The sequence below is a fragment of the Nitrogeniibacter aestuarii genome (assembly GCF_017309585.1).
GTDB lineage: Bacteria > Pseudomonadota > Gammaproteobacteria > Burkholderiales > Rhodocyclaceae > Nitrogeniibacter > Nitrogeniibacter aestuarii.
In genome coordinates this window covers 2,274,000-2,296,748 of sequence record NZ_CP071321.1, presented here as the reverse complement: position 1 = coordinate 2,296,748, position 22,749 = coordinate 2,274,000, and the positions used below count along the sequence as shown (strand labels likewise).

The following is a 22,749-nucleotide window of genomic DNA, read 5'->3' as shown; positions in this document are numbered from 1 at the left end:
ATCTGTGGTTTAGGAGGTGTCGTATGACTGCGCCTGAAACCCGTCACCCGGCCCGCTACTGGCATCGACTCGACGACGGCCGGATCGAGTGCGATCTGTGTCCGCGCACCTGTCGCCTGCATGAAGGTCAGCGCGCCGCCTGTTTCGTCCGTCAGATGGACCGGGGCGAAATGGTGCTGACGACCTGGGGCCGCAGTTCCGGTTTCTGCATCGACCCCATCGAAAAGAAGCCGCTCAACCATTTCCATCCGGGCAGCAAGGTGCTGTCCTTCGGCACGGCGGGGTGCAATCTTGCCTGCAAGTTCTGTCAGAACTGGGATATCAGCAAATCGCGCGACATGGACCGCCTCATGGACACCGCCACCCCGGACGCCATTGCGAGCGCCGCTGCCCACCACGACTGTCGCAGTGTTGCCTTTACGTATAACGACCCGGTGATCTTTGCCGAATACGCCATCGACACGGCCGACGCGTGTCACCAACGCGGCATCAAGACGGTTGCAGTCACGGCAGGCTACATCCATGGTCAGGGACGAGACGACTTCTTTCGCCATGTCGACGCTGCGAACGTCGACCTCAAGGCCTTCTCGGAAGCGTTCTATTTCAAGCTGACCGGGGCGCATCTGGCGCCCGTGCTCGACACGCTGTACTGGCTCAGACATGAGACGAAGGTCTGGCTCGAGATCACGACGCTGCTCATCCCCGGTGAAAACGACAGCGATGATGAACTGCGCGCCCTGTCCGACTGGGTGGTTCGGGAACTGGGGCCGGATGTACCGCTCCATTTCACTGCGTTTCATCCGGATTACAAACTCGATCGCCATCCGGCCACGCCATTGGCCACGGTCCGGCGTGCCCGCCAGATCGCGATGGATGCGGGCGCCCACTACGTCTACACAGGCAACGTTCGCGACACCGAAGGCAGCACGACCCTTTGCCCTGCCTGCCACACCGCGCTCATCGTGCGCGACGGCTACCAGATCATGCACTACGCCTTAACACCCGAGGGCCATTGCAGCAACTGCGGGCATGCCATTGCCGGCCATTTCGATCGACACGCGGGGGACTTCGGCAATCGGCGCATCCCCGTTCGAATCTCGGCTCATGCACCATGAATCGATAAGGTGTAACGTATCCGCTCATGAGCATGAAGTTGCGCAATATCGAACTGAGCCTGCCCGCTGGCCCCGTCTGGTTGGGCGCCCTCCTTGCCCACGCACCCGACGTGCGTGGTCTCATCATCGTCACCCAGACCTCGGCGGGCCGTCATGAGACATCGCGCGAGGCCTATGTGACCCACCAGATGCAGGCGGCGGGTTTCGCCACACTCCTCGTCGATCTGCTCACCGTGCACGAAGAAGCGCGCGACCCGGACATTCGATTCAATACGCCACTGCTTGCCACACGCCTCGAATCGGCACTGGACTGGGTCGACCATCAACCGCCGCTCGACGGTCTCGCGCGCGGACTGTTCTGCAGCGGCACCGGTAGCGGCGCTGCCGTGCGCGCGGCCGCTCGACTCGAAGAAGGTTTTGATGCCCTGTTTTGCCGCGGCGGTCGACTTGATCTGGCCGGTGCGGGCCCACTCGGCAACGTGACCGTGCCGGTTCATGTGGTCGTCGGTCGCAACGACCCGGGGCGCGACATGGTGCGTCGCGCCTTTGACCTCATCAGGGCGAGCAAGCACTGGCAGGACGTGGGCGGCGCCGACGAGAGCTTCAGCCAGCCCGGCACCCTGGAGACCGTCACGACCCTGGCCGCCAAATGGTTCTGCGAGGTTCTGCCTCCACCCCGTCCTGCCAAGGCAGCGGATAGCAATCCGACTGAAGCTTCTCCCGCATCGAAGCCTCTCTGACCCTATTTTTGGTGAAAATCAGTCACTAGACTCACTACAAGTGCCGTTGCGCCACGTGGGTGTGTGATGATTTCGAGCCTCACTGCTTCTGCTGCGAGTTTTCAGGTTGCCGCCAGCCGCCCCGACCTTGATCGGGCGGCGGCACCCGCGCGCAGTGCCCGCCAGGCGGACGAGGACGCAGACAAGGCGATGTCGAGCGGGCCCTCAGTCGAAGAACTGGCCGCCACCGACACCCGGGTGCGTGCCCACGAGGCGGCCCATCTGGCAGCATCCGGCGGTCTGGCCCAGAGCGGCGCCAACTTCGATATGGTGAAAGGCCCCGATGGCAAGATGTATGCCGTTGGTGGCGAAGTGCAGATCGATGTCTCGCCCGGTCGGACGCCTGAGGAGACGATTCGAAAAGCCGACCAGATTCGACGTGCCGCCATGGCACCGGTCGACCCATCAGCCCAGGACTACCGGGTTGCAGCCCAGGCGGCACAGATGCAGGCACAGGCGCAGCAGGAGCTGGCTCGACAAGGCAATGCGGCCAACGGTGCAGACGGCGCCACCAGTCAGCTGAGCGCAGCCATCAACGCTTACACCAAGATCAACGAAAGCGCGCCGAGCGTCAATCTGTTCGCCTGAGCACGGCCTCGCACTTACCCGCGCGGATCGAAGGCATCCCGGACCACATCAGCCAGCAGGTTTGCGGCCAGCACCAGCACGAACATGAAGACAAAGGCGGCGGCCAGCGACCACCACACCATGGGGTCTCTCGCCAGCTCCATGCGGGCGGCGTTGATCATGGTGCCAAAACTGGCCATGTTCGGATCGACGCCAATACCCACGTACGAGAGCACGGCTTCGGCCAGCACCAGCCCGGAAAAATCCATCACCATCGCAATCAGGACGATGTGCATGAGGTTGGGCAGGATGTGCCGCATCAACACCTTGACTGTCGGCACGCCGAAGGCCCGGGCCGCCTGCACATACTCGAGTTCCCGGAGCTTGAGTGTTTCACCGCGCAGCAATCGACAAAGACCCGTCCAGCTGGTCATGCCCAGAATGATGCACAAGGCCAGCAGGCGAGCGTCGGAACGCTCGGCCGCCGTAGAAAACCACTCCGGATGCAGTTCGATGAACACCTGCATCATGAGCACCGCTGCGGCAATGAGCAACACGCCCGGAATGGAATTGAGCACCGTGTAGATGTACTGAATGACATCATCCACCCAGCCACCGAAATAGCCGGCCAGAATGCCCAGCGCAATGGCCAGTGGCATGGTGACCAGGGTGGTCAGGGTGCCGATCATGATGGCGGTACGCACACTCTTGAGGGTGAGCATGAGTACATCCTGACCCACCTTGTCGGTGCCGAACACGTGGTAACCCTGGGCCAGCGAGAACAGAACGCCGCCGGCAAAGGCCAGGACTGACAAGGTGACCCACGCCGCACGCCAGGCATTGCGTGTCTGACCGCGCAACAACTTCCCCGGCCCCCCGACGCCCCAGCCGACGATCACCAGGGCGGCAGCCGAAATCATGGCCCCGTAGCCAATGCCATCGAGCAGTTTGGCCAGGATGTCGCCCGTGTGGTGGGCATCCGTATCATCAAGATATTCACCACCGTATTTGAGCCGCGGGTATGAGCGCGTCTGAGTGCCATCGGGCAGCTCGACCGTTTCCTTGACGTAGGCGTGGGTGGCGAGCGGCGCCGAATAGGTGCGTTCGGCTTCGGCTCTCTGGCGTGCGAGCACCAGATCGAGCACGCTGCTCACTTCGGTGGAGTACACGACGTCGGTCGCGCCCTCAGCAGGCGGTAAAGCGGCCCGGAAATGCAGGCTGTCGAGCACCGCGATCAGCAAAAATGCACTCAAAATGACGATCGACGACATGCCTGTGGCCCGTCGCGTCACCTTTTGCCACTGCACGCGCAGCGGCGGACTGCGCCAGGCATGCGTCAATCCGGCCGCAAAGGCCAGCAGCAGCATGAAGAACAGTGCGTCGGTCCACAACAGGACGGGGTCGAAGCCGTGCTCGATCATTGCAGCCGCACCCGAGGATCGACGAAGGTATAGGAAACATCCGTCGCCATGAGACCGATGATGTACAGCACCGACCCGATGAACACCATGGCGCGCACGACGGCGAAATCCTGGGACTGAATCGCATCGATGGTATAGCTGCCCAGACCGGGAATGCCGAAAAAGGACTCGATGATCAGACTCCCCATGAACAGCATGGGAATGACCACCACCACCCCAGTGAGAATCGGAATCATGGCGTTCTTGAGCACATGACGGAACAGCACCACGCGCTCCGACAGCCCCTTGGCCCGCGCGGTGCGCACGTAATCGCGGGAGATTTCTTCAAGGAAAATCGTGCGGTACCAGCGCGTACTGCTCCCGATGCCCGAAATCACACCGAGCAGCACCGGCAGAATCAGGAAACGAGGGGCATCGAGCCCGCCGTCGTAGCCGCTGATCGGCACCAGATGCCACACCTTGGAGATCAGCCACTGGCCGCCAATGATGTAGAACAGACTGGATATGGACATCATGGCGACGCAGATCACCACGCCCCAGAAATCGAGCGGTGTGGCACGAAAGAAAACCAGCATCAGCGCGAAACTGACAGATGCCACCAGCCCGAGAATGAATGTCGGGATGGCGATCGCCAGGGATGGCCCCATGCGCATCCTGATTTCACGCGCAATGTCTCGCCCGTCTTCCGCACGTCCGAAATCGAATGCAAACATCCGAATCGACTTGTCGAAGAAAACCGTGTCGGTCAGCGCCTGGGCCCCGGAAGCGCTCTCGTTGAAGAACAAGGGTTTGTCGTAGCCGCGGTCCGCTTTCCAGCGCTCGATGGCTTCGGGCGTGACGCGTTTGGTACCAAGCTGCATGCGCGCCATGTCATCGGGCGTGTTGACCACGAAGAACAGCGCAAAGGTGATGATGTTGACGCCCAGCAGAATAGGCAGCGCGTAGAGCAAACGACGAAACAGATAGGCAAACATCAGCGCAGGCCTCCCGGGGTGTGGGCAGTCGCCGTTTCATGCGCGCGGTAGCGTCGCCACGCGGGCCAGGCGAACAGCAGCACCAGAGCCCCCAGAAGCACCAGCGGCCACATCGCGGGCTGATTCCATTGGGCCCGCATACGGGCGCGCTCTTCGACATCGATTCGCTGGTATTTCAGGGTATTACGGATAATCTGACCCGGCTTCCGGTTCTCGACCCAGGCGTGCTGCAGCACGTAAGACTTGGGATGAAAGGCATACACCCAGGGCGCGTCATGTTGAATGATCCGGTTCATTTCCCGCAGGATGGCCAACCGCTCAGGCCCGTCGCGCATGGCCTTCATCTGCTCGAACAAGGCGTCGAAACGGTCGTTCTTGTAGTTTGCCGCGTTCTCGCCCTGCGTCTCGACACGGCTTTGGGGCCCATGGAGCAGGAACATGAAGTTCTCCGGGTCCGGATAGTCGGCGTTCCAACCCAGGAAGAACAGCTGTGCGCTGCCTTTGCGCAACTTGTCCTGAAACCGGTTCCAGTCAGTCGACCGCACCACCAGCTGGACATCGATCTTTCGGAACTGCTTTAGGAGCCAGTCGGAGTACGCCTTTTCCCCAAACCCACCGGTGGTGGTGTCGAGATAGACCACAAGGGGCTCGCCGGTCTTGGCGTCACGGCCGTTCGGGTAGCCCGCTTCGCGCAGCAGTTGCTTGGCTTCGGAGACCGGCTTGCGCACCGCCTGGCCGTCCTTCCAGTCATACACATACGGATTGATCCCGGCCTCACCCGTTTCGGCACCGAAGATGCCCGGCGGAATCGGATTCATCCCCGCAGTACCGCGCCCATTGAGGAACACCGAGATGAACTCTTCCTGGTCGATGGCAATGGAAATGGCAAGACGCAGCTTGCGCGCAGCCTCGCTCGAGCCCCCCACCACCGGGTCCAGCATGTTGAAACCCATGTACATGGTCGAGGGCGCAACCGAGGTCATGAGCTCGATGCCCTTGTCTTTCATGTCGTCCGACAGCCCGATTTCGCCCTCGGCCCCCATTTGAACCGCCTGATCAAAATTGTCGGACGAGACACCCGATGCGTCGTAGTAACCCTGCAGAAATTTCGTCCAGTAGGGGATGCTCTCTTTCTCGCGGGTGAATACCGCGCGATCAATGAAGGGAATCGCCTTGCCGCAGTCCTTGACCAACCCGGCGGCGACATCTTCGGGGTCGCCTTCACAGGGATACGTCTCGCCACGGAAATTCGGATTACGCGCCAGCACCATGCGCGCGTTCGGGTCGTTCTCCACCAGCATGAAGGGGCCTGTGCCGACCGGCCACCAGTCCAGCGTGAAGTTCTTCTCCGCCATGCCAGACTGGGCGAAGAAGCGATCCACTTCCCAGGGGATCGGCGCAAAGAACGGCATACTCATCCAGTACAGCAACTGTGGATACGCGCCCTCGACCCGGATGCGATAGGTATACCGATCGACCCGCTCGACCCCGGGTAACTCATACTCGCGAAGATCCAGCCAGCCATCCGGGTTCGCCTTGGCCACTTCGGCCAGGCTTTCGTGCAAGCGCTTGAGCCCCGGAATGTATCCGCTCATCAACTCGAGGATCGGTGAATGGAGCCCGGGGTGCGCCAGGCGCTTGAGCTGGTAGATGTAATCGTCCGCGACGAGCTCACGCGTTCCGGTGTGCTGAAAATCGCCCAGACTGTCCGCCGAAGCCAGTGTCGTCTCATCGATCGGAAAATAGGCTGGAGCACCCGACGGTGTCGTGGCGAACGCCGGATGCGGTTGAAACAGAATCCCCGGCTTGATCGACACTTCGTAAATCGAATAATCGACCGCCGAATTCGGCGCGGACGCGGCTAGCGGCTGTCCATCAGCACCGAAACGCAGCACCTTGGGCATGCTGCTTGCCGTCCCCGGAATCAGCGCGTAGGGTCTTTTGAGATAGTGGTACTGGAGCGGCGGCTCGTAGATCTGGTACAGGAAGGTGGCTTCATCCGACGAATAGGACTGCACCGGGTCAAGGTGTTTAGGCCTGTTGGTGAAGGCCGAATAGAGGATGTTTTCCGCCGACTCGTCCGACGGATAGGGGTCATTCCACACCTGAACGCAGCCGACCACCAGGGCTGGAATCAGGACAAGCGCAGGCAGCCGGATGAGCAGGTCGTGCAGTCGAAGCATGCACATGAGTGTATCTGAAGCGTGCCAATTGAGGCATCAAGGCGTTTCGGGTCTGCCGTCACGGGTTGGGTATCAGCTATAATCCGCCGATCTGCTCAATGGAGACGAAGAAAAATGGGGTTTCTATCCGGCAAACGGATCCTGATCACCGGCTTGCTCAGCAACCGCTCGATCGCCTATGGCATTGCGAAAGCCATGCACCGCGAGGGCGCTGAACTGGCTTTCACCTATCAGAATGACCGTTTCCGTGATCGCGTCAGCAAGATGGCCGCGGATTTTGGAAGCGAACTCATCCTGCCGCTGGACGTTCAGGAAGACAAACAGATCGACGACCTGTTCTCGCAGCTGGGCGATACCTGGGGCGGCGTTGACAGCGTGGTCCACTCGATCGCTTTTGCGCCGACCGACGCCCTTGAGGGGGACTTCCTCAACGGCCTGTCTCGCGACGCTTTCCGCATTTCCCAGGAAATCAGCGCCTACAGCTTCCCCGCGCTGGCCAAGGCGGCGCGCCCGCTGATGCAAGGCCGCAACGGTTCCCTGCTCACCCTGTCCTATCTGGGCGCGGTGCGCACCATGCCCAACTACAACATCATGGGTCTGGCCAAGGCGAGTCTGGAAGCCTCCGTGCGCTACATGGCGGTCTGTCTCGGCCCCGAAGGGACGCGGGTTAACGGCATTTCCGCCGGTCCGATCAAGACCCTGGCGGCGTCAGGCATCGGCAGCTTTGGCAAATTGCTGGCCTTCAACGAACGCAATGCGCCGCTGCGCCGGAACGTCACCATTGATGAAGTCGGTAATGCTGCCGCCTTCATGTGTTCCGATCTGGCCAGCGGTATCACCGGCGAGATCATGTACGTGGATGCCGGGTTCAACACCACCGCCCTGGGTAACGCCGAACAGTCCTGATTCGGCGGACGGTGTGCAACAAAAAGCCCGGCCAATTCGCCGGGCTTTTTGTTGGCACGAACCACGCGATCAACTTTCGCCTTCCGCCAGCGCGGCAGCGTTGATCTTCACGTCGTATTTGGAACGCAGTGCGTTCAGGAAAGCCCGCAGGTCCTGGTTGCCCAGCATCTGGCCGTACTGTTCCTGAATGGCTTTGATACGTTCATCGTCCTTCGTGACTTCAGCCGCTTTGACGGCATCCACTCGGAACAAGGCATATCCGGCCCCGGACATCGCCACCCCGGTATACGCCGGCAGTTTTTGCGCATCGGCGGCAAAGATCGGCTGCATCAGAATCGGGGGAAGACTGGGCACGCCACGCTGAATCGTGAAATCGGCACCCCAATCGAGTTCAACCGCATCACCCGCCTGGAGTTTGGCCAACTTCTCTTCACCTTCCTGTACGGCAAGCGCGGCGGCTTTACGCGTGCGGACGAGCTTTTCGATTTCGGTCTTGGCCTCGTCGAAGCTGCGCTGATGCGCCGGCTCTTCTTCTGCCACACGGGCAGCGATCAGACGGTTGTCGCCCAGGTCGATGGCGTCGGTATTGTGCTTGTCATTGAAGACATCGTCCGAAAACAATGCCTTGACCAATGCCGCGCTCTCGAAGTCGCCGACCTTGGTATCGTCGGCCACAATCCACTCCGAGGTGGTCTTGATCTCGAGCCCAAAGCTCTCGGCGACCGGCGCGAGGCTGTCAGGCTGCTCATAGACCATGTTTGCAAATTGCTCGGCCACCTCGGCAAAGCGCCGGCCGGCTGCCTCTTCGACCAGTTCATCACGGATCCGGTCCTTCGAATCCGCGAACCCGGGTGTAGATGCAGCGCGAATCTCATCCAGCTGAATTACGTGAAATCCGAACTCGGTTTTCACGATCTCGGGGATCAGACCCGGCGCTTTGGCCGAAAAGACCGCGTCTTCGAACTCGGGCAGCATGGCGCCCCGCCCAAAAAAGCCGAGGTTGCCGCCGTCGCTCTTCGAACCCGGGTCATCAGATTCAGCCTTGGCCAGTGCAGCAAATGAAGCGGGGTCGGCCTTGAGTTTATCCAGCAGACCTTGCGCGCGGGCTTTCGCCGCTGCCACCTGCTCATCGCTGGCACCGGCCGGCACCTCGATCAGAATGTGACTGGCTTTGCGTTCCTCGGGAACTTCGAGTGCCGCCTTGCGCGCGTCGTAAGCCGCTTGAAGCTCTTCGTCCGAAATGGAGATCTGTGCCTTGATTGCCTCGGGCGTCAATACCACGTAGGCCGCCTTGAGTCGCGCGGGGACTGAAAATTCGCTGATATTTTCGTCGTAGTACGCCTTCAGTTCCGCCTCATCCACTGACACCTTCTGCTTGTAGTCTTCAGCGTTGAACTGAACCATGTGGACAGTGCGTTCTTCCAACTGTGTCTCAAGAAAGCGGGAAGCCACCGACGTTGGCACGATCACGCCACCACTAACCGCGTCAATGACTTGTTGGTTGGCGAGATCCGCTCTCAAACGCTCCTGGAAACCCTGTACGGTCATCCCCTGGGAACGAACAGCACGCTCATACCGCTCCATGGAGAACTGACCGTCCTCCTGGAATGCGGGAATGCCCGCAATCGTCTGACGCAACAATTCGTCCGGGACAGCAAGACCGCTTTCCGCGGCGTAGAGGGCGAGAACACGCTGGTTGATCGTATTGTCGAGCACGGCGCGCTTGAACAACGGCGACTGGAACGTACTGGAATCGATCGGCTGGTCACTTTGGGCACGCATGCGATCCTGCTGCTCGCGCAAGGCGCGCTGGAACTCACCCATGGTGATCTTGGTGCCACCGACCGAGGCGACTTCGCCTGCCGTCGCGCGGTCATTCAAGTAAGACTCGACGCCCCAGAAGGCAAAGGTGATCGAGATGAGCGCAAGAACCACTTGCGCGACACGTTTGTTGTTGCGAACTGCGTCGAACATGGAATCGGCCAGATTGCTTGGGAATGAAAGAAAGACGGGAGTTTAACCCGGAAGGCGCTAGATCAAAAAAAAGGCGAACTTTCTAGCTCGCCTTTTCTTTCTGTTGGCGGAGTGGACGGGGCTCGAACCCGCGACCCCCGGCGTGACAGGCCGGTATTCTGACCAACTGAACTACCACTCCTGCGCGTTTTGACTGAGTCGCGCTGGTGGGTGCTGACGGGTTCGAACCGCCGACATTCGCCTTGTAAGGGCGACGCTCTACCAACTGAGCTAAGCACCCGCGCATCGGGCCTCAGGCCCGAAAGCGCGCTAGTTTACTGCATCTTTGAGCGCTTTGCCAGCGCGAAACTTGGGAACTTTAGCCGACTTGATCTTGATGGCTGCGCCGGTCTGCGGATTACGGCCGGTGCGTGCAGCGCGCTTGCCGACATAGAAGGTACCAAAGCCGACGAGGGTGACGGTGCCACCTTTTTTCAACGCTTTTGTAACGGCCCCCATGGCAGCGTCCAGCGCACGTCCGGCCGCCGCCTTGGAGATATCGGCGTCTTCGGCAATTTGGTCGATCAACTCGGATTTGTTCACAGAATGTCCCCTTTTCTATTTGGTGTGGTTACACATCAAGGTAGGCTCTGACAAAGATGACAGAGAAGTTTCAGCCTCAGGTGCATGACGGTTATAGCCCGCGCTTTTTATTGGTGTCAAGGCGCGGTGCAGCGTGATCAAGGCACAAAAAAACGGCCGCAAATGCGGCCGTTCTTTTCTGTTTCAGTGTGCAGTCACACTGTGGTCGGGATCACCCTTGTCGTTGCTGGCGACCGGGGCGCCCTCATCCGCTTTTGGCGGCAAGGGCTCCGGCTCACGCTCAAGCGCATGACTCAACACCTGATCGATCCAGCGAACCGGTACGATCTCGAGTGCGTTCTTGATGTTTTCCGGGATATCCACCAGATCCTTGACGTTTTCTTCAGGGATCAGGGCCTTGGTGATGCCACCACGAACCGCTGCGAGCAGCTTCTCTTTCAGGCCGCCGATGGCAAGGACCTCGCCACGAAGCGTGATTTCACCCGTCATCGCCACATCGCAACGCACCGGAATACCCGTGAGAATCGAAACAAGTGATGTCGTGATCGCACTGCCTGCCGACGGGCCATCTTTGGGGATGGCGCCTTCCGGCAAGTGGATGTGAATATCCTTCTTCTGATAGAAGTCTTCTTCAATCCCGAGTGAAGCGGCACGACGGCGCACGACCGACAGTGCGGCCTGGATGGACTCCTGCATCACCTCACCGAGCTTGCCGGTGTTGATGATCTTGCCCTTGCCCGGCAACGCGACCGCCTCGACAGTGAGCAACTCGCCACCGACTTCGGTCCAGGCCAGCCCAGTCACCTGCCCCACCTGGTTTTCCTTTTCCGCCACACCGAAGGTGTAACGACGGACACCCAGGTATTTGTCCAGGTTCTTGGCGTTGACCACGACCTTGCTCTTGCGGGACCGCAGCAGCAGGTTACGCACGACCTTGCGGCACACCTTCGAGATTTCCCGCTCGAGACTACGCACACCGGCTTCGCGGGTGTAGTAGCGCACGATGTCGCGCATGGCGTCGTCAGTGATGGTCATCTCGGTCTTCTTGAGACCGTTGTTCTTCATCTGCTTGGGCACCAGATAGCGCTCGGCAATGCTGACTTTTTCGTCTTCCGTGTAACCGGACAGGCGAATGACTTCCATGCGGTCGAGCAGCGGAGCCGGGATGTTCAGTGTGTTGGCGGTGGCCACGAACATCACATCCGACAGATCGAACTCCACTTCGACGTAATGATCGACAAACGTGGTGTTTTGCTCGGGATCGAGCACTTCAAGCAAGGCTGAGGACGGATCTCCGCGGAAATCCTGCCCCATCTTGTCGACCTCATCGAGGAGGAACAACGGGTTCTTGACCGCGACCTTGGTCATGTTTTGCAGGATCTTGCCCGGCATCGAACCAATGTAGGTACGGCGGTGGCCACGGATCTCGGCTTCGTCACGCACGCCACCCAGAGACATGCGGACAAACTTGCGGTTTGTGGCACGCGCGATGGACTGTCCAAGCGAAGTCTTGCCGACACCCGGAGGGCCAACAAGGCACAGAATCGGACCCTTGAGCTTGTCGACACGCTGCTGCACGGCAAGATACTCGAGGATCCTTTCCTTGACTCGATCAAGACCGTAGTGCTCGGTATCGAGCACCTTCTGAGCTTCTTTCAGATCCTTGTGGATACGCGAGCGCTTTTTCCAGGGCAGGCCAACCAGGGTCTCGATGAAATTCCGGACCACGGTGGCTTCCGCTGACATCGGCGACATGAGACGCAGCTTCTTGAGCTCGGCATTCGCCTTGCCCAGTGCCTCCTTGCTCATGCCCGACGCCTTGACCTTGCGTTCGAGCTCTTCAAGATCGGCACCGTCTTCGCCCTCACCCAGTTCTTTCTGGATGGCTTTGACCTGCTCGTTGAGGTAGTACTCGCGCTGGCTCTTCTCCATCTGGCGCTTGACGCGACCGCGGATACGCTTTTCCACCTGCAGGATATCGAGTTCGGATTCGAGCTGGGAGAGCAGCTTTTCAAGGCGCTCGACCGCATCGGTCATTTCCAGCACGTCCTGCTTCTGCTCGAGCTTGAGCGGCAGGTGCGCGGCGATGGTATCGGCGAGACGACCCGGCTCTTCGATGCCACCCAGGGAGGTGAGGATCTCGGGCGGAATCTTCTTGTTGAGTTTCACGTACTGATCGAACTGCGCGATGATCGCGCGACGCATGGCTTCGACTTCATGCGTGCCGCCATCTTCAACCGGTACTGGCGTCGCCTTGGCGGAAAAAACCGCGCCGTGATCGATCACCTCATCGATCTGGGCACGCTGAACGCCCTCAACCAGCACCTTGATGGTGCCATCAGGCAGTTTCAGCATTTGAAGAATGTTGGCGATACAGCCGGTCGTATAGAGATCTTCGGCAGTCGGCTCATCCTGAGCGGCAGACTTTTGCGCCACCAGCAGGATGCTCTTTCCATCGTCCATGGCGTTTTCGAGCGCCTTGATGGATTTGGGACGACCCACGAACAGTGGGATCACCATATGGGGGAATACCACCACATCGCGCAACGGCAGCAGCGGGAGCTCCGTCTGCCCTTGCGGCAATTCCTGGATGCCAGACATGTTTTGTTCCTTTGATTGGGGTCATGAGCCCATATATGGGCTCATGATTGGTTTTCAAGGCCGCCTTGTACCGACGGCGCACCCCGATCAGTTCGATCCAGCGACCTTTTGCTGATCGGCAAAGACGATCACGGGTTGCGAGGAGCCATCGATCGCGCCATCGTCGATCACGACTTTCTCCACGTTTTCCATACCCGGCAAATCGTACATGACGTCCAGCAGCGTGCCCTCCAGGATCGAGCGCAGGCCACGTGCGCCAGTACGGCGCTTGAGCGCTTTGCGCGCAATTGCACGCAAGGCAGCTTCACGGAATTCGAGTTCAACCCCTTCCATCGAGAACAGCTTGCCGTACTGCTTGACCAGCGCGTTCTTCGGTTCAGTCAGGATTGTGACGAGCGCTTCCTCGTCAAGTTCCTGCAAGGTGGCAACGACCGGCAGACGACCGACGAATTCGGGGATCAGGCCGAACTTGACCAGATCCTCGGGCTCCACCTGTCGGAACGTCTCGGAAACGGACTTTTCCTTCTTGCTGCGCACTTCGGCGCCGAAACCGATACCGGACTGTTCGGTCCGGTCACGAATGACCTTCTCAAGCCCGTCGAACGCACCACCGCAGATGAACAGAATGTTCGTGGTGTCGATCTGGACGAAGTCCTGGTTGGGATGCTTGCGCCCACCTTGCGGCGGCACCGAGGCTACGGTGCCTTCGATCAGCTTGAGCAGCGCCTGCTGAACGCCCTCACCCGATACGTCACGCGTGATCGACGGGTTGTCGGACTTGCGCGAGATCTTGTCAATCTCGTCAATGTAAACGATGCCCTGCTGGGCCTTCTCTACATCGTAGTCGCACTTTTGCAGCAACTTCTGGATGATGTTCTCGACATCCTCACCCACATAACCGGCTTCGGTCAGCGTGGTCGCGTCCGCCATCACGAACGGGACATTGAGCAAACGCGCAAGCGTCTGGGCGAGCAAGGTCTTGCCGGAGCCGGTCGGACCTACGAGCAGAATGTTGCTCTTCGCCAGTTCGACTTCGTCCTTGGTGCCATCAATGTGTCGCAGGCGTTTGTAGTGGTTGTAAACCGCCACCGCCAGGATCCGCTTGGCCTGGGCCTGGCCGATCACGTACTGATTCAGGATGTCGAAGATTTCCTTCGGCGTCGGCAGATCGCCTCCGCTTTCACCACCTGCCTGCTCCACCGCGAGTTCATCACGGATGATGTCGTTGCACAGCTCGATGCACTCATCACAAATGAAGACAGACGGGCCTGCAATCAGCTTGCGCACTTCATGCTGGCTCTTGCCGCAAAACGAGCAGTACAGCAGCTTTTCGCCACCCGTTTTCTTCTCTGTCATGACTTCCTCTCGTTCAGTCTTCAGGCCACATCAGCACGCGAGCTGAGTACCTTGTCAACAATACCGTAGTTCATTGCCTGCTCGGAGGACATGAAATTGTCCCTATCCGTGTCCTTTTCGATCTGCTCGATCGGCTGACCGGTGTGGTGAGCAAGCATGCCGTTGAGCTTCTCGCGCAAGGTCAGGATTTCCTTGGCGTGGATCTCGATGTCAGAAGCCTGGCCCTGGAAACCGCCCAGTGGCTGGTGAATCATCACACGCGAGTTCGGCAGGCAGAAACGCTTGCCCTTGGCGCCTGCAGCCAGCAGGAACGCGCCCATGCTGGCCGCCTGGCCGATGCACAGGGTGCTCACATCGTTCTTGATGAACTGCATGGTGTCGTAGATCGCCATGCCTGCCGTAACGGAACCACCCGGCGAGTTGACGTAGAAGTAGATGTCCTTGTCCGGATTTTCGGACTCAAGGAACAGCATCTGGGCGACGATCAGGTTGGCGGTCGCGTCATTGACGGGGCCCACGAGAAAGATGACGTTTTCGCGCAGAAGACGCGAGTAAATGTCATATGAGCGCTCACCACGACCGCTCTGTTCAACCACGATAGGGACGAGGCCAAGTGCCTCGGGGTTCCATTCACTCATCATCTTCCACGCTCTTTGGATCAAATGTTACTGGTGTGTTTCGATCATGCCGCAGAGCCCATGAGCTCGTCAAAGTCCACGGCCTTGTCTTCGGTCTTGGCGTTGGCGAGCACCCACTCAACGGCGTTGTCTTCGATCACCAGGGCTTCAGCTTGCTGCAGGCGATCCGGCTGGGTGTAGTACCAGTCGATGACTTCCTGCGGGTCTTCGTAGCTCTGGGCAAAATCTTCGACCAGGGCGCGCACCTGTTCGGGCTTGGCGAAGAGTTCCTTGGTCTTGACCAGTTCGGCCAGCACCAGACCCAGCTTCACGCGACGAACTGCCTGGTCCATGAACCAATCGGCAGAGATCGGCAGGTCCTTGACCTGCATGCCACGCTGAGCCATGTCCTGACGGGCATTCTGCGCCATGGCTTCGGCCTCGCGACCAACCAGCGCCTGGGGCACGTCGATGGGATTGGCTTCGAGCAGTGCGTCCATGGCCTGTTCTTTGACGCGGGCCTTGATCCGACGGGAGACTTCACGCTCGAGATTGGCTTTGACTTCCTCGCGCATCTTGGCGACATCACCGTTTTCAACGCCAAGGCTCTTGGCGAACTCTTCGTCAACCTCAGGCAGCTTGGCCTCGCCGACTTCCTTGATGGTGATCTCGAACTCGACTTCCTGGCCCGCCAGTTCCTTGGCGTGATAGTCCTCCGGGAAGGTCATGTTGAATTTCTTGGTGTCGCCGGTCTTCATGCCGATGGCGGCTTCTTCGAATTCCTTGAGCATGCTGCCCGCGCCGATCACGAAGGGGAAATCGGTGGCTTCGCCGCCCTGGAACACTTCGCCGTCCTTGCGACCGGTGAAGTCGACGGTCACGCGGTCGTCAGCCTTGGCTTCGCGTTCAACGGCGTCATAGGTGGTGCGTTGCTTGCGCAGCACGTCGATCGTCTTGTCGACTTCGGCATCACTCACTTCCAGAGTCGGACGCTCGATCTGCTTGTCGCCCATCTCGCCAATGGTCACTTCCGGATACACCTCGAAAACGGCGGTGAATTCCATGGCGCCTTCGGGGCTGCCCTCTTTCGGCTCGATACGCGGCTGGCCCGCCACGCGAAGCTTTTCTTCCTGGATCTTTTCGCCGAAGGCCTGCTCGATGGCTGCGCCAAGGGCTTCGGAACGAGCCTGACCGCCGTGGGTCTGCTCAACCATCTTGAGGGGCACCTTGCCCGGACGGAAGCCCGGCATCTTCACGGTGCGTGCCAGGTGCTTCAGACGAGCCTGCACTTGCGCCTCGATGGTCTCGACAGAGATGGACAGATCGATACGGCGCTCAAGTGCGTTGGTGGTTTCCTGATTGGTTTCCATGAAAGTTCCCGAAATAAATGACTGCCGACCTCGCTGGCACAGGCCCAAGGTTGGCTCTACGTTAAGTAAAGGCAAACGAGAATCTTAACACAGCACACCCTTCCATTCTGTTCTCCGTCGATCGGTGCCGGACCTGCGATAGGAGCTTGCACAGTTCTTGCAAAAGATCGGTGTGGAGCGGGAACCAGTAACGACCTTCCTGCCTCCTACGGTTGAGCACAATGAACATCTCGGGGACGAAAATGACTTCAAGCAAATCGTTAGCACACCGTTGTATGGTTGACCCGTCCGCAATGACGGTATCAAGCAGTCAGGCCGACACGCTTTCGTCGACGAGCCCGCTTTCAAAGCAATTTCCAGGAGACGAGTCATGAGCATCTTTAACGCCTATCAAGCCCGCTTCGAAGCGACACGCGAAGAGGAGATGTCGCTCCAGGAATATCTCGATCTGTGCAAGACCGATCAGAGCGCTTATGCCACGGCAGCTGAACGCATGCTGATGGCCATCGGCGAACCGGAACTGATCGACACCCGCGAAGACCCGAGACTCTCCCGCATCTTTTCCAACAAGATCCTCAAACGCTATCCCGCCTTCCGCGAGTTCTACGGTATGGAGGAAGCCATCGAGAACATCGTGTCGTACTTCAGACACGCATCCCAGGGTCTGGAAGAGAAGAAGCAGGTTCTGTACCTGCTTGGCCCGGTGGGCGGTGGCAAGAGCTCGCTAGCGGAGAAACTGAAGAAGCTCATCGAGCATGTTCCTTTCTACGCCATCAAGGATTCTCCCATCAACGAGTCGCCTCTCGGGCTGTTCAACCCGGAGGAAGACGGCCAGTTGCTCGAGGACGACTACGGTATCCCGCGCCGGTACCTCAACACCATCATGAGCCCGTGGGCAGTCAAACGCCTGCATGAATTTGGTGGCGATATCACCAAATTCCGAGTGGTGAAGCTGCGCCCGTCGGTTTTGCGACAAGTCGGCGTCGCAAAGACGGAACCGGGTGACGAGAACAACCAGGACATCTCGTCACTGGTGGGCAAGGTCGATATCCGCAAGCTCGAGTCCTTCTCTCAGGACGATCCGGATGCCTACAGCTACTCGGGCGGCTTGTGCCTGGCGAACCGGGGGATGCTCGAGTTCGTGGAGATGTTCAAGGCGCCGATCAAGGTGCTCCACCCCCTGCTGACCGCCACTCAGGAAGGTAACTACAAGGGCACCGAAGGCTTCGGCGCGATTCCGTTCGATGGCGTCATCATGGCGCACTCGAACGAGTCCGAATGGGCTGCTTTCAAGAACAACAAGAACAATGAAGCCTTCCTGGACCGGATCTACACCGTCAAGGTCCCGTACTGCCTGCGTGTCTCGGACGAGATTCGCATCTACGACAAACTGCTGCGCGAGAGTTCGCTCAACGAAGCACCGTGCGCGCCGGACACGCTCAGCATGATGGCTCAGTTTGCCGTGCTCTCGCGTCTCAAGGATCCGGAGAACTCCAGCATCTTCTCCAAGATGCGCATCTATGACGGCGAGAGCCTGAAAGACACGGATCCCAAGGCCAAGTCATACCAGGAGTACCGTGACTACGCGGGCGTCGATGAGGGTATGGACGGCCTCTCGACCCGTTTCGCCTTCAAGGTGCTCTCCCGCGTGTTCAACTTCGACCACCGAGAGGTCGCCGCCAACCCGGTGCACCTGATGTACGTGCTTGAGCAGCAGATCGAGCAGGAGCAGTTCCCGCCGGAGACGGAAGGCCGCTACCGTGCCTTCATCAAGGAGTATCTGTCCCCGCACTACGCCGAATTCATCGGCAAGGAGATCCAGACCGCGTATCTGGAAAGCTACTCCGAGTACGGCCAGAATATCTTCGATCGCTACGTCACCTACGCTGACTTCTGGATTCAGGATCAGGAATATCGCGACACAAACACGGGCGAAATTCTCGATCGCAATGCGCTCAACGATGAACTGGAGAAAATCGAGAAGCCGGCCGGCATCAGCAACCCGAAGGACTTCCGGAACGAGGTGGTCAACTTCGTCTTGCGCGCACGAGCTCAGAACAGCGGCAAGAACCCGAGCTGGACGAGCTACGAGAAGCTGCGCGCCGTGATCGAGAAGAAGATGTTCTCCAACACGGAAGACCTGTTGCCGGTGATCAGCTTCAACACCAAGTCCAGTGCCGACGAGCAGCGAAAGCATCAGGACTTCGTGAATCGAATGATCGAAAAAGGCTATACCGAGAAGCAGGTCCGCCTGCTGTGCGAGTGGTATCTGCGCGTGCGCAAGTCGTCGTAAGCATCGCGCGACGGTAGCAACATGGCGGGCAGGCCCTTGCGGCCCTGCCCGACCGGCCCATACGCCAGGGAGCTCCAATGGTTCGAATCATCGACCGACGTTTCGACAGCAAGAAAAAGAGCACTGTTAACCGGCAGCGCTTCATGCGCCGCTTCAAGCATCAGATTCGCAGAGCCGTCTCCGACGCGATTGAAGGGCGTTCGATCAAGGATCTGGACAGCGGAGAGCAGATCTCGATCCCGGCCAAGGACCTGTCCGAACCTTCGTTTCGCCAGGGGCGCGAGGGGGTCTGGGAACAGGTGTTTTCCGGCAACGACCGTTTCACGGCCGGAGACGCCATCGAGCGGCCACCCGGTGGTGAAGGCGGCGGCGGTGGCAGCAAGGCGAGCAACGAGGGCGAAGGCGAGGACGATTTCGTTTTCCAGCTATCGCGCGAGGAGTTCCTCGACCTGTTCTTCGAGGACCTTGCCCTGCCCAACCTGGTTCGCACCCAGCTGGCCAAGATCACCGAGTTCAAATCCCGGAGAGCAGGTTTTACCTCCACCGGCGTGCCGAGCAACATCAATGTGGTTCGCTCACTGCGCGGTGCCCTCGGGCGTCGCATGGCCCTGGGCGGCCCGATGGCGCGACGCATCCGCGAGATCAACGAAGAGCTTGAAGAACTCGAAAAGGACGAAGGCACCAATCTGGAGCGCATCCAGGCGCTGAAGGAAGAAAGAAGCACCCTCAGGGTGCGCCAGGAGGCCATTCCCTTCATCGATCAGTTCGATCTGCGGTACAACAATCGAGTGAAGGAACCGCAGCCGGTCACCCAGGCCGTGATGTTCTGCCTCATGGATGTGTCCGGCTCGATGGACGAATACAAGAAGTCCACGGCCAAACGCTTCTTCATGCTGCTCTACCTCTTTCTCAAGCGCAATTACGAGCACATCGAGGTGGTGTTCATACGCCACCACACCATCGCCAAAGAAGTGGATGAGCAGGATTTCTTCTACTCGCGCGAATCGGGTGGCACGGTGGTCTCCAGTGCGCTGCGGATGATGACCGACATCGTCAAGGAGCGTTACAGCCCGAGCCAGTGGAACATCTACGGCGCACAAGCCTCCGACGGCGACAACTGGGACAATGATTCGCCCATATGCCATCAGATCCTGGATACCGAATTGCTGCAGCTGGTGCGGTATTTCGCCTATATCGAAATCACCACCGGCGAGCCGCAAAACCTCTGGCGCACGTACCTGAACCTCGACGCGACGCATAAGAACTTCGCCATGCAACGCATCGAAACACTCGAAGACATCTACCCTGTCTTCCGTGAATTGTTCAAGAAGGAGCCGGCATGAGCGACATCATTCTCGAACGCAAGAAACTGCCCACGGGCGCCGAGTGGAGCTTCGAGGCCATCGACGCGTACCACGATGAAATCTCGCGGGTGGCGAGCGAGTATGGCCTCGACACCTACCCGGTCCAGATCGAGATGATCACCTCAGAGCAGATGATGGACGCGTACGCCTCCGTCGGCATGCCGGTCAATTATCACCACTGGACCTTCGGCAAGCAGTTCCTCGCCACCGAGCGGCAGTACAAGCGCGGGCAGATGGGCCTGGCCTACGAGATCGTGATCAATTCCGATCCGTGCATCGCCTATCTGATGGAGGAAAACACCCTCACCATGCAGGCGCTGGTGATCGCCCATGCTGCCTACGGACACAACTCCTTCTTCAAGGGCAACTATCTGTTCCGCACCTGGACCAGCCCGGACGCGATCGTCGACTACCTGCTGTTCGCGAGAAACTATATCGGCCAGTGCGAGCAGCGCTACGGAGAGGAAGCCGTCGAAGACCTGCTCGACTCGTGCCATGCCTTGATGAACCTCGGCGTGGATCGATACAAGCGCCCGCCCAAACTCTCGCTCGCCAAGGAACGCGAGCGCCAGGAAGAGCGCGAGGCCTACCTCCAGAGCCAGGTCAATGAATTGTGGCGCACTCTGCCCAGTCACGACGCGACCGGCACCCCCAACGAACGGCCGCGCTTTCCGTCGGAGCCGCAGGAAAACCTGCTCTACTTCATTGAAAAGCACGCCCCGCTGCTCGAACCGTGGCAACGCGAGGTTGTCCGGATCGTTCGCAAGATCGCGCAGTACTTCTTCCCGCAGCGCCAGACCCAGGTCATGAACGAGGGCTGGGCAAGTTTCTGGCACTACACCCTGCTCAACACGCTGTACGACGAAGGTCTGCTTTCGGACAGTTTCATGATGGAGTTTCTGCACAGTCACTCCAGCGTGCTCTATCAGCCGAACTACAACGACCCCTGGTACAACGGCATCAATCCCTACGCTCTGGGTTTTGCCATGTGGCAGGACATCAAGCGGATCTGCGAGCACCCGACCGACGAGGACCGGGACTGGTTCCCCGAAATTGCGGGCTCTGACTGGAAAGAAACCTTCGATTTCGCCATGCGCAACTTCAAGGACGAAAGCTTTATCGCCCAGTTCCTCTCGCCCAAGCTCATGCGCGACTTCAAGCTGTTCGCCATTGAAGATGACGACAACAAGGACAACCTGGAAGTCACTGCCATTCACGAAGAGCGTGGTTTCCGTGCGCTGCGTGAGCGAATGTCGAACCAGTACAACCTGGGCTGTCGCGAACCCAATATCCAGGTGTGGGATGTCGATGTGCGTGGCGACCGGTCGCTGACCCTTCGATACCAGCCCTACAACCGTCGTCCCTTGGCCGATTCGGGCAGCGAGGTCATGAAGCACATCGCACGTCTCTGGGGTTTCACCGTCAGGCTCGAAACCGTTCAGCCCGACGGGTCCACCCAACTCACTTACGAGTGCAGACGCGAGAAACGGCATCAACACGAGCCCGCAGCCCAAGCGTGATTCTCGGCAAAAACAACAGGAACGCCACGCCCCGGTTGCGTGGCGTTCCTGTCTTTCCCTGATCAGCTCGACGGGCTTTTCACGTACGTCTGTTGTGTCTCAAGGCATATTGATTCAGTCTGCGCGCTTGACCTAAAGCGCGCCGCGCCGTTGCCGTTATATCCAGTGATAAGGACCCCTGTTGCCCGCATTCATGACCGGGCACGAGTGATCGCTTGGAGGCGGTATGTCAACTTCACCCCTGGAAATTCACAACGAAGACCCGTTTGAAGAAGCCCTTGAGGCGTTTTCCAGAACCGTCGAGCATGACCTGGCCACGCGCCAGCTCACCTTCCCGACCTTTCTGGATCTCACGGTCCGGATCAAGCGGGTGTGCGACGACCCCAACAGTTCCACGGATGAAGTGGTCAACGTCATCCGCCCGGATGCACTGTTGAGTGCCCGCATCATTCGCCTCGCCAACTCCACCGCGCTCAATCCGTACGGAAAGGAAATCACGTCCATCGGTGACGCCGTCTCGCGCGTCGGGCTGGTCAACGTGCGATCGCTCGCCTTTGCCGTCGCCACTGAACAGCTCGCAGCAGAAACACGCAGTGCCGACGCACGGCTGATCGCATCCGGGTTGTGGATGCACACCATTGATGTCGCCTCCTGGTCATGGGGTATCTCCAAGCACCTTCGTAGCGGCAATGCCGACACGGCCATGTTCGCCGGCATGCTCAGCACCATCGGTCAGTTCTACCTGCTCGCCCGTGCCACGAAACATGAAGCGCTCGAACATGACATGAACCGCTTCGGGGAATTCGTGGCCCTGTGGCACGAACCGGTGGCCCGCGCCATCATCAACGCGCTTGATGTACCCGACATCGTCAGCAGCGTCTTCGATGATCGCGACCCCTACGGCGGCGCCTGGCCACCGAAACAGCTGCGCGACATCTATTTCGTCGCCTGTCTGTGTGCCGACACCCCCAACCCCTTCCTGCAGTTCAGCCCCGAGATGCGTTCCACGCTGCTTCAGGCTGCCACGCGCGACATCGAGCCCGATCAGCTCGAAGAGCTGCGTGAGTCCGCGCGCGAAACCCGTGACAGCCTGCTGTCGGTGCTCAGAGGCTGATTCTGCTCGCACG

The 22,749-nt window shown here is 59.3% G+C and carries 17 protein-coding genes and 2 tRNA genes; 8 read left to right on the top strand and 11 right to left on the bottom strand.

All coding sequences use genetic code 11. The features are described from left to right. Window positions 1-23 precede the first annotated feature (23 nt). The 3 genes from amrS (at window position 24) to J0W34_RS10510 (ending at window position 2,482) form a co-directional block, all read left to right on the top strand. A complete protein-coding gene (gene amrS / locus J0W34_RS10520) occupies window positions 24-1,115 on the top strand; it encodes an AmmeMemoRadiSam system radical SAM enzyme (RefSeq protein WP_230971612.1) in 1,092 nt (363 codons plus the stop codon). A 26-nt stretch (window positions 1,116-1,141) separates the two neighbouring features. After that, on the top strand, window positions 1,142-1,855 hold the full coding sequence (locus tag J0W34_RS10515; protein WP_230971611.1) for a dienelactone hydrolase family protein: 714 nt from the start codon (window positions 1,142-1,144) through the stop codon (window positions 1,853-1,855). 66 nt (window positions 1,856-1,921) lie between these two features. Continuing rightward, window positions 1,922-2,482 carry a putative metalloprotease CJM1_0395 family protein gene (locus tag J0W34_RS10510; protein ID WP_230971610.1) on the top strand — a complete coding sequence of 187 codons (561 nt, stop codon included), beginning with the start codon at window positions 1,922-1,924 and terminating at the stop codon, window positions 2,480-2,482. A gap of 14 nt (window positions 2,483-2,496) precedes the next feature. Here the strand turns inward: J0W34_RS10510 and J0W34_RS10505 are convergent, their stop codons facing one another. Genes J0W34_RS10505 through J0W34_RS10495 form a run of 3 tightly spaced genes read right to left on the bottom strand, consistent with a single transcriptional unit; the run spans window position 2,497 to window position 7,039 of the window. Next, on the bottom strand, window positions 2,497-3,882 hold the full coding sequence (locus J0W34_RS10505; RefSeq protein WP_230971609.1) for an ABC transporter permease subunit: 1,386 nt from the start codon (window positions 3,880-3,882) through the stop codon (window positions 2,497-2,499). Beyond that, window positions 3,879-4,856, bottom strand: coding sequence for an ABC transporter permease (locus J0W34_RS10500; protein WP_230971608.1), 978 nt, complete (start codon window positions 4,854-4,856; stop codon window positions 3,879-3,881). Before J0W34_RS10500 ends, J0W34_RS10505 begins: the two co-directional genes overlap by 4 nt. Further along, window positions 4,856-7,039 (bottom strand): ABC transporter substrate-binding protein, encoded by a 2,184-nt coding sequence (locus J0W34_RS10495; protein WP_230971663.1) that lies wholly within the window; start codon window positions 7,037-7,039, stop codon window positions 4,856-4,858. Before J0W34_RS10495 ends, J0W34_RS10500 begins: the two co-directional genes overlap by 1 nt. Window positions 7,040-7,153: 114 nt before the next feature. Between J0W34_RS10495 and fabI the strand changes: the two genes are divergently transcribed. Further along, a complete protein-coding gene (gene fabI / locus J0W34_RS10490) occupies window positions 7,154-7,945 on the top strand; it encodes an enoyl-ACP reductase FabI (RefSeq protein ID WP_227814582.1) in 792 nt (263 codons plus the stop codon). 69 nt (window positions 7,946-8,014) lie between these two features. Here the strand turns inward: fabI and J0W34_RS10485 are convergent, their stop codons facing one another. The 8 genes from J0W34_RS10485 to tig form a co-directional block, all read right to left on the bottom strand. Continuing rightward, a complete protein-coding gene (locus J0W34_RS10485; RefSeq protein WP_230971607.1) occupies window positions 8,015-9,919 on the bottom strand; it encodes a SurA N-terminal domain-containing protein in 1,905 nt (634 codons plus the stop codon). 104 nt (window positions 9,920-10,023) lie between these two features. After that, window positions 10,024-10,100: transfer RNA gene (locus J0W34_RS10480), tRNA-Asp, on the bottom strand. A 23-nt stretch (window positions 10,101-10,123) separates the two neighbouring features. After that, window positions 10,124-10,199: transfer RNA gene (locus J0W34_RS10475), tRNA-Val, on the bottom strand. 29 nt (window positions 10,200-10,228) lie between these two features. Further along, the gene (locus J0W34_RS10470; RefSeq protein WP_227814584.1) at window positions 10,229-10,501 is read right to left on the bottom strand and encodes an HU family DNA-binding protein; all 273 of its coding nucleotides are present in this window, start codon (window positions 10,499-10,501) and stop codon (window positions 10,229-10,231) included. A gap of 183 nt (window positions 10,502-10,684) precedes the next feature. Beyond that, the gene (gene lon, locus J0W34_RS10465; RefSeq protein WP_227814585.1) at window positions 10,685-13,102 is read right to left on the bottom strand and encodes an endopeptidase La; all 2,418 of its coding nucleotides are present in this window, start codon (window positions 13,100-13,102) and stop codon (window positions 10,685-10,687) included. 87 nt (window positions 13,103-13,189) lie between these two features. Further along, window positions 13,190-14,458: an ATP-dependent Clp protease ATP-binding subunit ClpX gene (gene clpX / locus J0W34_RS10460; protein ID WP_227814586.1), complete on the bottom strand. Its 1,269-nt coding sequence runs from the start codon at window positions 14,456-14,458 to the stop codon at window positions 13,190-13,192. A 20-nt stretch (window positions 14,459-14,478) separates the two neighbouring features. Then, the gene (clpP, locus tag J0W34_RS10455) at window positions 14,479-15,099 is read right to left on the bottom strand and encodes an ATP-dependent Clp endopeptidase proteolytic subunit ClpP (RefSeq protein ID WP_227814587.1); all 621 of its coding nucleotides are present in this window, start codon (window positions 15,097-15,099) and stop codon (window positions 14,479-14,481) included. A gap of 41 nt (window positions 15,100-15,140) precedes the next feature. Further along, window positions 15,141-16,445 carry a trigger factor gene (gene tig, locus J0W34_RS10450; protein ID WP_227814588.1) on the bottom strand — a complete coding sequence of 435 codons (1,305 nt, stop codon included), beginning with the start codon at window positions 16,443-16,445 and terminating at the stop codon, window positions 15,141-15,143. Window positions 16,446-16,815: 370 nt separating this feature from the next. Between tig and J0W34_RS10445 the strand changes: the two genes are divergently transcribed. The 4 genes from J0W34_RS10445 to J0W34_RS10430 all read left to right on the top strand — a co-directional run bounded on the left by J0W34_RS10445 (window position 16,816) and on the right by J0W34_RS10430 (window position 22,736). Next, a complete protein-coding gene (locus J0W34_RS10445; RefSeq protein ID WP_227814589.1) occupies window positions 16,816-18,738 on the top strand; it encodes a PrkA family serine protein kinase in 1,923 nt (640 codons plus the stop codon). Window positions 18,739-18,815: 77 nt separating this feature from the next. Continuing rightward, a complete protein-coding gene (locus J0W34_RS10440) occupies window positions 18,816-20,081 on the top strand; it encodes a YeaH/YhbH family protein (protein ID WP_227814590.1) in 1,266 nt (421 codons plus the stop codon). Further along, window positions 20,078-21,622 (top strand): SpoVR family protein, encoded by a 1,545-nt coding sequence (locus J0W34_RS10435; RefSeq protein WP_230971606.1) that lies wholly within the window; start codon window positions 20,078-20,080, stop codon window positions 21,620-21,622. Before J0W34_RS10440 ends, J0W34_RS10435 begins: the two co-directional genes overlap by 4 nt. A gap of 226 nt (window positions 21,623-21,848) precedes the next feature. Beyond that, the gene (locus J0W34_RS10430; RefSeq protein ID WP_227814592.1) at window positions 21,849-22,736 is read left to right on the top strand and encodes an HDOD domain-containing protein; all 888 of its coding nucleotides are present in this window, start codon (window positions 21,849-21,851) and stop codon (window positions 22,734-22,736) included. Window positions 22,737-22,749 lie beyond the last annotated feature (13 nt).